General features: G+C 66.5%; 9 protein-coding genes. 4 read left to right on the top strand and 5 right to left on the bottom strand.

Annotated features, from left to right (window positions below):
* The first annotated feature begins 10 nt into the window (after positions 1–10).
* The 3 genes from efp (at position 11) to B0E41_RS06925 (ending at position 2511) form a co-directional block, all read left to right on the top strand.
* Positions 11–565: an elongation factor P gene (efp, locus tag B0E41_RS06935; protein ID WP_077330302.1), complete on the top strand. Its 555-nt coding sequence runs from the start codon at positions 11–13 to the stop codon at positions 563–565.
* 162 nt (positions 566–727) lie between these two features.
* Positions 728–1606 (top strand): AEC family transporter, encoded by an 879-nt coding sequence (locus B0E41_RS06930; RefSeq protein ID WP_253194661.1) that lies wholly within the window; start codon positions 728–730, stop codon positions 1604–1606.
* Between the two features lie 35 nt (positions 1607–1641).
* On the top strand, positions 1642–2511 hold the full coding sequence (locus B0E41_RS06925) for a TIGR00730 family Rossman fold protein (RefSeq protein ID WP_077330298.1): 870 nt from the start codon (positions 1642–1644) through the stop codon (positions 2509–2511).
* Positions 2512–2650: 139 nt separating this feature from the next.
* On the opposite strand, the gene B0E41_RS06920 is transcribed toward B0E41_RS06925, so the two are convergent.
* From B0E41_RS06920 to B0E41_RS06910, 3 genes are all read right to left on the bottom strand, one after another.
* Positions 2651–4039, bottom strand: a complete 1389-nt coding sequence (locus tag B0E41_RS06920) for an efflux transporter outer membrane subunit (protein ID WP_077330296.1) — start codon at positions 4037–4039, stop codon at positions 2651–2653.
* A 126-nt stretch (positions 4040–4165) separates the two neighbouring features.
* On the bottom strand, positions 4166–7312 hold the full coding sequence (locus tag B0E41_RS06915; protein ID WP_077330294.1) for an efflux RND transporter permease subunit: 3147 nt from the start codon (positions 7310–7312) through the stop codon (positions 4166–4168).
* Between the two features lie 92 nt (positions 7313–7404).
* Positions 7405–8679 carry an efflux RND transporter periplasmic adaptor subunit gene (locus B0E41_RS06910; protein ID WP_077330292.1) on the bottom strand — a complete coding sequence of 425 codons (1275 nt, stop codon included), beginning with the start codon at positions 8677–8679 and terminating at the stop codon, positions 7405–7407.
* A gap of 176 nt (positions 8680–8855) precedes the next feature.
* Between B0E41_RS06910 and B0E41_RS06905 the strand changes: the two genes are divergently transcribed.
* A complete protein-coding gene (locus B0E41_RS06905) occupies positions 8856–9557 on the top strand; it encodes a TetR family transcriptional regulator (protein ID WP_077330290.1) in 702 nt (233 codons plus the stop codon).
* 14 nt (positions 9558–9571) lie between these two features.
* Here the strand turns inward: B0E41_RS06905 and nhaA are convergent, their stop codons facing one another.
* Both nhaA and B0E41_RS06895 read right to left on the bottom strand, forming a co-directional pair.
* Positions 9572–10717 (bottom strand): Na+/H+ antiporter NhaA, encoded by a 1146-nt coding sequence (gene nhaA / locus B0E41_RS06900; RefSeq protein WP_077330288.1) that lies wholly within the window; start codon positions 10715–10717, stop codon positions 9572–9574.
* 87 nt (positions 10718–10804) lie between these two features.
* A complete protein-coding gene (locus B0E41_RS06895) occupies positions 10805–11965 on the bottom strand; it encodes an MFS transporter (protein ID WP_143433709.1) in 1161 nt (386 codons plus the stop codon).
* Position 11966 lies beyond the last annotated feature (1 nt).

Here is an 11966-nt window from a genome sequence, read left to right as displayed (position 1 = left end):
TGGAATCCCTATGAAAATCGCCCAAGAACTGCGCGCAGGCAACGTGATCATGCACGGCAAGGACCCCATGATCGTTCTGAAGACCGAATACGCCCGTGGCGGCCGTGGCGCGGCCACCGTGCGCCTGAAGCTCAAGGCCCTGCTGAACAACATGGCCACCGAAGTGGTCTGCCGGGCCGACGACAAGATGGACCAGATCATTCTGGACAAGAAGGAGTGCACCTACTCCTACTTCGCCGATCCCATGTACGTCTGCATGGACAGCGAATACAACCAGTACGAAGTCGAAGCCGAAAACATGGGCGACGCCCTGAACTACCTCGAAGACGGCATGACCGTTGAAGTGGTGTTCTACGACGGCAAGGCGATCTCGGTCGAACTGCCGACCAGTGTCGAGCGCGTGATCACCTGGACCGAACCCGCCGTCAAGGGCGACACGTCCGGCAAGGTGCTCAAGCCCGCCAAGATCGCCACCGGTTTTGAAGTGGCCGTGCCGCTGTTTGTGGCGCAGGACGACAAGATCGAAATCGACACCCGCACCGGTGAATACCGCAAGCGCGTCTGAGGAACTGCTCCCCCACGCTCCGCCGCTGCGCGGGTCGCTGCCCCCCAAGGGGGTGCGTTTCGGCTTGGGGCGGCCCGGCGCCGAAACCGATCAGACCCAGTGACACCAGAAAGGCTCCTTCGGGAGCCTTTTTGCATTTTCACGCTACCCTAGACGACCTGTATGGAATTGCTGTCCCGCATCGCCGACGTCATCATCCCGGTCTTTCTGATCGTCGCGGTCGGCTATGGCTACGCGCGGCGCAAGGTGCCGGACATGGCGGCGTTCAACCGCATTGCGCTTGATGTGCTGGCGCCGGCGCTGGTGTATTCGGCGTTGGCGTCCAAAGACTTCCGCCTCGCAGACCACGTGCCCTTGCTGATCGGCGGCACGGTGTTGATCCTCGGCAGTGGCCTGCTGGCCTGGCCCCTGGCGCGGCTGTTCGGCGCACAGCCACGCACCCTCGTGCCCGTGGTCATGTTCAACAACTGCGGCAACATGGGTCTGCCGCTGGCGCTGCTGGCCTTTGGCCCGGCGCACTTTGGCGCGGCCGTGGCGCTGTTTTCGGTCAGCAACCTGTTTCATTTCTCGATCGGTGCACGCATCACCAGCGCCTCCGCGCGCACACGCGACCTGCTCACCAGCCCGCTGATGATCGGCACCGCGCTGGGTTTCTTCAGCGCCTTGACCGACGTGCGTCCGCCCGATGTGGTGCTCGCCAGCTGCAAGTTGCTGGGCGACGCACTGCTGCCCATGATGCTGTTCGCGCTGGGCGTCCGGCTGACCGCTCTCACCCGAGAGGGTCTGGCCCTCGGACTGCTCGGCGCGCTGGCGCGCCCGTTGATCGGACTGGCCATCGGCATCCCGCTGGCTTGGGCCCTCGGGCTCGAAGGGGCCGCGCGCGGTCAGCTGTTGCTGTTCGCAGCCTTGCCACCCGCCGTGGTGCAATTCATGCTCGCCGACCGTTACCACCAGGAGCCCGACAAGGTGGGTGCGATGATCATGCTGGGCAATGCACTGGCGGTGATCTTCGTGCCGCTGGCCCTCGCCATGGGCCTGTGATGCATCCCTACTCTCTTCTCCACTGAAAGAACGCCATGGAAGCCACCCAAGACCTGAGCGAACGGCGCATTGCAGACGCCTGGGCCGACCTGCAGGCGCACGCCAACAACGGCAACCCCCTCGCGGCCGATGCCTACCGCATGGCCTTTGCCGATCCCGAGTTCCTGTTGCGCCGCGAGACGCGCGGCATCCGCCTCCAGTTGGAAATGCTCAAGCCCGATCTGGCACAGCAGGCGCTGGGCATCGAGAGCACCGTCGTGGTCTTCGGCAGCGCCCGCTTCCGCGAGGCCTCAGAAGCCCAGGCCGCACTCGACCAGGCCAAGGCAGGCGGCGACGCCGAGACCATCCGCAAGGCCGAGGCGATTCTGCGCAACGCGCACTACTACGACGAGGCCCGCGCCTTTGGCGGCCTGGTGGCCCGCTACAGCGCCAGCGCTGCCAAGGAAGACCAGATGTTCATCTGCACCGGTGGCGGCCCGGGCATCATGGAAGCGGCCAACCGGGGCGCGCACGACGAAGGCGCGCTCAACGTCGGGTTGAACATCTCATTGCCCTTCGAGCAGTCGGGCAACCGCTTCATCACCCCGCAGCTGAGCTTCAAGTTCCACTACTTCGCGCTGCGCAAGATGCACTTCATGATGCGCGCGAAAGCCCTTGTGGCCTTCCCGGGCGGCTTCGGCACGCTGGACGAGCTGTTCGAGGTGATCACCCTCGTGCAGTGCAAGAAGGCCAAGCCGGTGCCGATCGTGTTGTTCGGCTCGGCCTACTGGAAGCGCCTGATCGATCTCGATCTGCTGGTGGAAGAAGGCACGATTTCGCCCGACGACCTGAAGCTGTTCATCTTTGTGGACGAACCCCAGGCCGCCTGGGACCAGATCCTGCGCTTCTACGATTTGAAGAACTGACTACCCCCCGCCGCGCTTCGCGCGTCCCCCCTTGAAGGGGGGCGCACCCTGGGACCGGCGGAGCCGGATCCTTGGGTGCCCTGGGCAAGACATTGCACTCCGGAAAACGCCCCGGCACCAGCGAGCGCGTGAGAACCCGCTACTCCGTCCAGCCGCCCCCCAGCGCCTTGTACAGGGCCACCTGGCTCTGCTGCTGCGCGAGCTTCGTCTGCGCCAACGCCTGCTGGGTCGTGAACAGCGAGCGTTGCGCGTCAAGCACATCAAGGTAGCTCGCCACCCCGTTGCGGTAGCGCAGATCGGCCAGGCGGAAGCGCTCGGCCTCGGCGGTGGCCTGAGCCTGCTGGGCCGCGAGCTGTTCGCCCAACGTCGTGCGCCCGGCCAGCGCGTCGGCAACCTCACGGAACGCGACCTGGATCGCCTTCTCGTACTGCGCCACCGCCACGTCGCGCGACACCTTGGCCACCGTCAGGTTCGCCTGGTTGCGGCCCGCGTCAAAGATCGGCAGCAGCGCCTGGGGCGCCATCGAGAAGCCCCATGAGCCACTTTCAAACAGGCCCGAGAGCTGGTTGCTCGCGGTGCCGACGCTCGCGGTGAGCGAGATGCGAGGGAAGAAGGCGGCGCGCGCCGCACCGATGTTGGCGTTGGCCGCAATCAGCGCCTGCTCGGCCTGGCGGATGTCCGCGCGGCGCGTGAGCAGTTCGGACGGCAGGCCTTCGGGCACCTCGCTCAGCTGGGCCTGGGTGGTCGCTCCGGCCACCGTGGGCAGCAGGTTGGGCGGCGGGGTCTGGCCCACCAGCAGCGTCAGGGCGTTCAGATCGAGTGACTTCGCCCGCTGTTGTTGAGCCAGCGCGCTGCGCGCTGCGGCGGACAACGATTCGGCCTGGCGCAGATCCAGGGCCGAGGTGGCGCCGTTGTCGAAGCGCAGCTTGGTCAGGCGCAGCGAGTCTTCGCGAGTGATCAGGGTGCTCTGCGTGAGATGCAGCAACTCTTCGTCGGCCTGCAGGCTGAGCCAGGTGCTGGCCACCGCCGCGACCAGGCTGGTTTGCGCTGTCCGGCGCGCTTCTTCGCTGGCCAGGAACTCGGCGAGCGCAGCCTCTTTCAGGCTGGCCACCCGACCAAAGAAGTCCAGCTCCCAGCTGGCCATCGCCAGGCCTGCGGTGTAGGTGCTGCTCATGCCGTCGTCGGCCGTGGGCTGGCGGTTGCCGGTCGCGGCCAGGTTCAGCGTGGGGAGCTGATCGGCGCGACGGATCTGGTACTGCGCCCGCACCTGTTCAATGTTGAGCGTGGCCACGCGCAGATCGCGGTTGTTCTGCAGCGACAGCGTGATCAGCTCGCGCAGCCGGGCGTCGTTCACGAAGCTCTCCCAGGCCAGCGCCGGGCCGGCCGCTGCGGCCGAGGCCAACTGGCCGGGGAACTGCGCGGCCACGGGCGCGGCGGGGCGCTCCAGCGTCGGGATCATTGAGCAGCCAGCGAGCGTCAGGACAGCCAGAGCCAGTGCGCTGCGGTGAAAGATCAAGGAAGAGGTCATGTCAAGGTCTCCAGCGTGCTTTGTGAAACACGCCATGCAACGAAAGAAGAGGGGCCGTCCAGCGGGCCGCGGATGTGCTCACCCCGAGGGAAAGACGCGAAGCGGCGCAGGGAGGGTGTGCTCATGTCAACGCACCCCATGGTGTTCAGCCTGTTCGGCATCGTGATGACGCTGGCGCTCGCTGCCCTTGAAGAAGGTGCGCACGACGACAAAGAAAATCGGCACAAACACCACCGCCAGCACCGTGCCGGTCAGCATGCCGCCGACCACGCCGGTACCAATGGCGCGCTGGCTGGCCGAACCCGCGCCCGAGGCCAGGAACAAGGGCATGACCCCCAGCGTGAAGGCCAGCGAGGTCATGACGATGGGACGGAACCGCAGGTGCGCCGCCGCCAGCGCCGCTTCGATCACGCTTTTGCCCTGGGCCTGCAGGTCTTTGGCGAACTCGATGATCAGGATCGCGTTCTTCGCCGAGAGGCCGATGATGGTGATCAGCCCCACCTGGAAGTAGACGTCGTTCGAGTAGCCGCGCAAGAGCGTGGCCAGCAGCACGCCGAGCACGCCCAGCGGCACCACCAGCACCACCGCCAGCGGGATGGACCAGCTCTCGTACAGCGCCGCCAGCGCGAGAAACACCGCCAGGATCGCGAAGCCATAGAGGATCATGGCCTGCGCGCCGGCGAGCTTTTCTTCACGCGACTGGCCGGTCCATTCAAAACCGAAGCCCGTTGGCAGCTTGGCGGCCAGCGCTTCCATCTCGGCCATGGCCTGGCCGGTGCTCACGCCCGGCGCGGCGCTGCCGCTGATGCGCATGGACGGGTAGCCGTTGTAGCGCACGGTCTGCATCGGGCCCGTGACCCAATGGGTGCTGGCGAAGGCCGACAGCGGCACCGCCTGCCCCTTGCTGTTGAGCACGTTGATGCGCAGCAGGTCTTCGGGCTGCATGCGCGCTGCGGCATCGGCCTGCACCACCACCCGCTGCAAGCGACCGGCGTTGGGGAAGTCGTTCACGTAGCTCGACCCCAGCGCGGTGCCGATGGCGGCGCTGATGCTGTCGAAGCCCACACCTTGCGCGTTGGCGCGGTCGCGGTCGATGTCGATCTGCAGCTGCGGCGCATCTTCCAGACCGTCGGGCCGCACCTGGGTGAGCAGCTTGCTCTGCGAGGCCATGCCCAGCATCTGGTTGCGGGCGTTCAGCAGCGCTTCACCACCCAGACCCGCCCGGTCCTGCAGGCGGAAGCTGAAGCCCGAGGACGCGCCCAGCTCGGGGATGGGCGGTGGGCTCAACGGAAAGATGAAGGCGTCGCGGATGCCGGAGAGCGCACCAAAGGCGCGGCCGGCCAAGGCCTGGGCCGAGTTCTCTGCGCCAGTGCGTTCGGTCCAGTCCTTGAGCGTGACGAAGGCGAGCGCAGCGTTCTGGCCCTGGCCCGAGAAGCTGAAGCCCAGCACGCCGACCATGCCCTCGACCTCAGGCTGTTTCAGCATGAAGCCTTCGACCTGCTTCATCACCTCCAGGGTGCGCTCTTGCGTGGCGCCCGGCGGCAATTGCACGTTCACCAACAGGTTGCCCTGGTCCTCGTTGGGCAAGAAGGACGTGGGCAGGCGCTGGTAGATCACCGCGACCGCCCCAACGATGGCGGCGTAGATCACCAGCGTGCGACCGGCGCGCGGCAGCAGCTTGGCCACACCACCTTCGTAACCCTTGGCGGTGCGCGCAAACCCCCGGTTGAACCAGCCGAAGAAACCGGTCTTGGCATGGGCGTGACCCGCCTCGACCGGCTTGAGCAGGGTGGCGCACAGGGCCGGCGTCAATGACAGTGCCATGAACGCCGAGAAGGCGATGGACACGCCCATCACCGCAGCGAACTGGCGGTAGATGTTGCCGACCGAACCACTGAAGAACGCCAGCGGCACGAACACCGAGATCAGCACCACCGTCACGCCGATGATGGCGCCCGAGATCTGGCCCATGGCCTTGCGCGTGGCTTCCAGCGGAGGCAGGCCCTCCTCGCTCATGATGCGCTCGACGTTCTCCACTACCACGATGGCGTCGTCCACCACGATGCCGATCACCAGCACCATGCCGAACATGGTCAGCACGTTGATCGAGAACCCCAGCGCCAGCAGCGTGGCGAAGGTGCCCAGCAGCGCCACCGGCACCACCACCGTGGGAATGAGGGTGTAGCGCCAGTTCTGCAGGAACAGGAACATCACCAGGAACACCAGCGCCACGGCTTCTGCCAGCGTCACCGCCACCTGCTGGATCGAGATCTTGATGAAGCGTGAGCTGTCGTAAGGGATGGCCCAGGTCATGCCCTTGGGGAAGAACCGCTCCAGTTCCGCCATCTTGGCCCGCACCGCGGTGGCGGTAGCCAGCGCGTTGCCGCTGGGCGAAAGCTGCACGCCGATACCCGTGGACGGCTTGCCGTTCAGGCGCGCGGAGGTCGCGTAGCCTTGGGCGCCGAGCTCGATGCGGGCCACGTCTTTCAGGCGCACGGAGGCGCCATCGCCGCTGGCGCGCAGCACGATGTTGCCAAACTGCTCCACGCTGGCCAACTGGCCGTTGACCACCACGGTGGCAGCGATGCTCTGACCCGCCACGTTGGGCAAGGCGCCGATTTCACCGGCCGACACCTGCGCGTTCTGCGCGCGGATGGCGTTGGTCACGTCGGCCGCGCTCAGGTTGAAGCCCAGCAGCTTGGCCGGGTCGATCCAGACCCGCATGGCACGCTCGGTGCCGAACAGCTGGGCCTGGCCCACGCCGGGCAGGCGCTGCAATTCAGGCACGACGCTGCGCGAGGCGTAGTCACCCAGCGCCACCGGATCCAGCGCCGGATCGTCCGACGACAGAATGGCAAACAGCAGGAAGTTGTTGCGGGACTTGTCCACTTTCACACCCTGCTGCGTCACCGCCGAGGGCAGGCGCGGGGTGGCGCGCGAAAGCCGGTTCTGCACGTCCACCTGTGCCAGATCGTCGTTGGTGCCGGGCTCGAAGCTCAGCGTGATGCTGCCGGTGCCGTTGGCCTGGGCCACGGCTTCCATGTAGATCAGGCCGGGCGAGCCGTTCATTTCCTGCTCAATGACCGACAGCACACTGTCTTCCAGCGTCTTGGCCGATGCACCGGGGTAGACGGCGTTGATGACGATGGATGGGGGCGCCACCGGCGGGTACTGCGCGATCGGCAGCTGCGTGATGGACACCGCACCCATCACCATGATGAAGAGCGCGATCACCCACGCAAAGATGGGTCGGTCGATGAAGAATTTGGCCATATCAGTTTCCGCCGAGCCGCCTCAAGGAGGCTGAAGCCCCCATGGGGGGCAGTGAACAAAGTGAACGTGGGGGCATGCTCATTTGCCGCTCCTTACTTGGCCGCCGCTGGAGCGGGAGCTGCGACGGCTGGCGCGGCCGCTGCCGGGGCGCCCGCCGGTGTCCATGGCACCGCCTTCACGGGCGTACCCGGCGGCATCATCTGCAGCTTCTGGAAGCCGTCCACCATCACCTGCTCGCCGGCTTTCAGGCCGTCCATGACCACCCACTTCCCTGACTGCTGACCACCGACCTTGATGGTCCGTTGCTCGATCTTCCCGTCCGCCGTGACGATCTGGACCGAGTCGCCTTGGGCCGAACGCGTCACCGCCTGCTGAGGCAGGGTGATGGCGTCACGGGCGGTGGCCTGTTCCAGGCGCACGCGCACATACAGACCAGGCAACAGCGAACCGCCGGGGTTCGGCACCTCGGCACGCAGCGTCACCTGACCGGTGGTCGAATCCACCGACAGGTCCGAGAACAGCAAGCGCCCGGCCTTCGCGTATTCGCTGCCATCTTCCAGCACCACGCGCACACTGGCGGCACCGGTGCCCGCGCCCTTGAGCTGCCCGCTCTCCAGCGCGCGCTGCAGCTTCATGGCTTCGGCGGCCGATTGGGTGAAATTCACATACATCGGGTCCACCTGCTGGATCACGGCGAGCTGGGTCGCTTCGCCCTGCCCCACCAGCGCGCCCTCGGTCACCAGCGCACGGCCGATGCGGCCGGCGATCGGCGCGGTCACGTTCGCGTAGTTCAGGTTGATGCTGGCGGTCTGCACCGCCGCCTTGGCGACAGCCACATCGGCTTCCGCGGTCTTCTGGGACGCGACGGCGTTGGCGTATTCCTGCTGGCTGATCGCGTTCTCGGCCACCAGTGGCTTGTAGCGTTCAGCCAGTGCCGTGGCCTGAGCGACATTGGCCTGCGCGCGGGCCAGGCTGGCCTGTGCGCTTTGCATGGCGGCGGCATACGGTGCCGCATCGATGCGGAACAGCGCCTGGCCGGCCTTCACGTCACTGCCTTCCTTGAACAGGCGCTGCTGCAGGATGCCAGCGGCCCGAGCCCGCACCTGCGCCACACGCGAAGCCTCCAGGCGACCCGGCAGCTCGGTCTGCAGACCCACATCGCCCGGGGCGACGGTGACCACCCCCACCTCGGGTGCGGGCATGCCGCCGCCCGGCGGCGCACCGGCCGGCGCCTCGGACTTGCCGCAGGCCACCAGCAGCACCGCGACGGAGATCACCGACCAGCGGCGGGCCCACACCGCCGTGCGACCAGGGGTCACCAGCGATGGGTTGAACAAGGCATGAGACTGGGGACTCTGGGCAGGCATGGGAATCCTTAAGGGCTTGAAATCGGGGGAGGCCGCCAGAAAGCGGCCGGCATGACTGTCGTGAGCGATAGCCGACGAAGGCAAGGGGTCGCAGTATACATACATCCATGAATGTATGTATAGTCGAGCCCAATAAGTTCCAGGCTCACCTGGGGACATCCGACTGGAGACATGACATGGTTCGACGCACCAAGGCCGACGCCGAGGCCACCCGCCACAGCCTGCTCGACGCGGCCGAGCACCTGTTTCAGGAGCGCGGCGTTTCACGCACGTCGCTCAACGACATTGCCATCACGGCCGGCACCACCCGCGGCGCCATCTACTGGCACTTCAAGGACAAGGCCGACCTATTCAACGCGATGATGGAGCGCGTGGTTTTGCCGCTGGAAGAAACCCTGAACAAGGTAGGGAAAACCCCCTCCACTCTTTCAGACCCACTGCAGTCACTGCGCGACTCCATCGCATACGCCCTGCACAAGACCGCTACCGACGAGCGCACGCGCCGCGTCTTCGAAATTGCCACCCTGCAGGTGGAATACAACGACGAAATGCACGCGGTGCGTGCCCGTCGCCTGCAGTGCCGGAACGACTGCATGCAGCAGACCGCCGAGGTGTTGAAGTCGGCGGCCAACCAGCAGAGGCTGACCCTTGCCATCCCGGTGCAAAGCGCAGCGCTCGGCCTGCACGTGATGATCGACGGCCTGATCCAGAACTGGCTGCTCGACCCCCAAGCGTTTGACCTGCGGCGCTGCGGCCGGCAGGTGGTCGATGCGTTCCTGAGCGGGCTCGGTTTCCCGATCAAAGCGGGTAAAAAACCCCCGGTCCGACACACCACCAGAGCCCCGACGAAGGCATCAACACCCGCCCCTATCGAATGAATGTCACCCAGGGCTCAGGCACTGGCAAGTGCACGTCCTGACCCGTTCCAGCGGGCCACCAGGGTACCCAACGCAAACGCGCAAACGGTTCCCAGCAAAACACCGAGCTTGGCTGCGTCGCCCGGATCGCTGCCCGGCGGATAGGCCAGCGTGGAAATGAACAACGCCATGGTGAATCCGATGCCGCAGAAGCAGGCCACGGGGACATAGTCGCGCAAGTGCAGGCCATCGGGCAGTCCACCGCCGAGCCGACTCGCCACCCAGGTGCCCGCCAGAATCCCCAGTGGCTTGCCCAGCAGCAGCCCCGCCGCCACGCCCAGGGTCACCGGCTGGACCAGGGCATCCCACGAAAAGCCCGCCAGCGAAACGCCCGCATTCACCACCCCGAACAGCGGCAGGATCAGCCAGCTCACCCAGGGCTTGAGGGCGTGGTCCAGCTTCTCCGCCGGGCTGTTGCCGTCCTGCGAGGCGGGCAGGAACAGGCCCACCACCACGCCCGCCAGCGTGGCGTGCACGCCCGACTTGAGCACGCACACCCAAAGAAACAGAGCCACCGCCACATAGGGCCAGATGCGCTGCACCCGCAGACTGGAAAGCATGAACAGCGCCCCCACGCCCAAGGCAGCGAAACCCAACATGGTCCTGCTCAACTGATCGGTATAGAACAGCGCGATCACGATGATCGCGCCCAGATCGTCCAGCACCGCCACGGCCGTCAGGAACGCCAGCAGCGCACCACGAATGCCCGGGGCCGCCAGAGCCATGAGGCCGATGGCAAACGCGATATCCGTGGCAGCAGGAATGGCCCAGCCCGCCAGGTTGTGCGGCTGGTTCCAGTTGAACAACACGAAGATCAGGGCGGGAATCGCCATCCCCCCCACAGCCGCACCAAACGGCAGGATGCGTGCCTGCGGCGTGGCCAGCGCACCGTGCTGCCATTCGTGCTTGATCTCCACCCCCACCAGCAGGAAGAAGATGGCCATCAGGAAGTCGTTGATCCACAACTCCAGCGGCTTGGCGAGCACGTATTCGCCCACGCCCACCTGGAAAGGCAACGCCAGCAGTTGCTGCATGCTGTCGGACATCGGGCTGTTCATCAGGGCCATGCCGACCACCGCGCTGCCTGCCAGCAAAAGTCCGTCTCGTTGTGCTGTGTTCATGGCGTCGATCTTAGGGGGCGGTTCGGGCGAAGTGCCCGCAGATCGCCCAAGCCCCCACAACACGACCTGAGTGCGCCGCGGGTCGGCTCACTCGCCCGTGTGCGGACCCAAGGAATGGGGCAAGCGCCAGGCGAGGCGCGAGCCCGCGCCCACCACCGCACCGACCACCCAGAACACACCCGACACCCCCACCACCACACCCGCCGAGCCAAACAGCAGGGGCATCACCACACTCGATCCATTGATCGTCATCGCGCGCAGACCCAGCGCTTCGCCGTGGCGGTGCCGCGGTGTGATCTGGTGCAGCGTGCTCATGATCATGGGCTGCACCGAACCCAGCGCCACACCGAGCAGGACCGACAGCGCGCCCATGGTCCAGGCGCTGTGCGCCAGCGGGTACACAGCGAACAGCAGCGCCGTGCTCACCATCGCCGAGCCGATCACCACCGGTTCGCGCAGATGCGCGGCCAGCCAGGGCATGACCAGCCGGACGGCGGTGGCGGCCAGCGCGAACGCGCCGAGGATGGCGCCGATCACGGTGGCGCTGAGGTGGCGTTCATGCCCGATCACCGGCACCAGAAAGGTGTGCACGTCCCAGCACGAAGACAGCAGCCAGTTGATCAGCATGAGCCGGCGGAACCCGGTCTCGCGCAGCAAATTCCACGACGAGCCGCTGGTATTGCGCTCCTCGGGCGCCACGGGCGCCTGCTCCACCACGCGGCGCACCCAGAACCAGGCCAGTGAGGGCAGCAGCGCGAGCAGCAGGTAGGCCGCTCGAAAGCCCGCGGCGTCGATGAGCACGCCCGCCGCCAGCGGCCCGATGAAGTTGGAGATCGACGGGCCGATGGACATCCAGCTGAACACCTGCTTGAGCTCGGTGGCGTTGTTCGCCAGCCGGCCCACATGGCGCTGCAGCGCGATCATGGCCAGACCGGTAGCACCACCGCAGGTCAGGGCGGTGAGGCACAACGCGCCATACACCGGGAAGGCCACCGCCAGCAACGCGCCCCCGGTGGCCACGCCCACGGCCAGCAGCACCGGCTTCCTGAGGCCTATGCGATCGGCATAGCGGCCGGCCGGCAAGGCCAGAAACACCTGGGCCAGCGCAAACAGGGCCAGCAGCATGCCCACCGCGACCGGGCTGTGGCCCTCGCGCAGTGCCATCAGCGGCGCGGCCATGCGAAAGCCGGTCATGCAGGCGTGCAGGCTGACCTGCGCGGCGATCAGTCGCGCCAGGCCGGCTTTCAAG

Source organism: Hydrogenophaga sp. A37 (assembly GCF_002001205.1).
Lineage (GTDB): Bacteria > Pseudomonadota > Gammaproteobacteria > Burkholderiales > Burkholderiaceae_C > Hydrogenophaga.
This window is presented reverse-complemented; position numbering and strand designations above follow the sequence as displayed.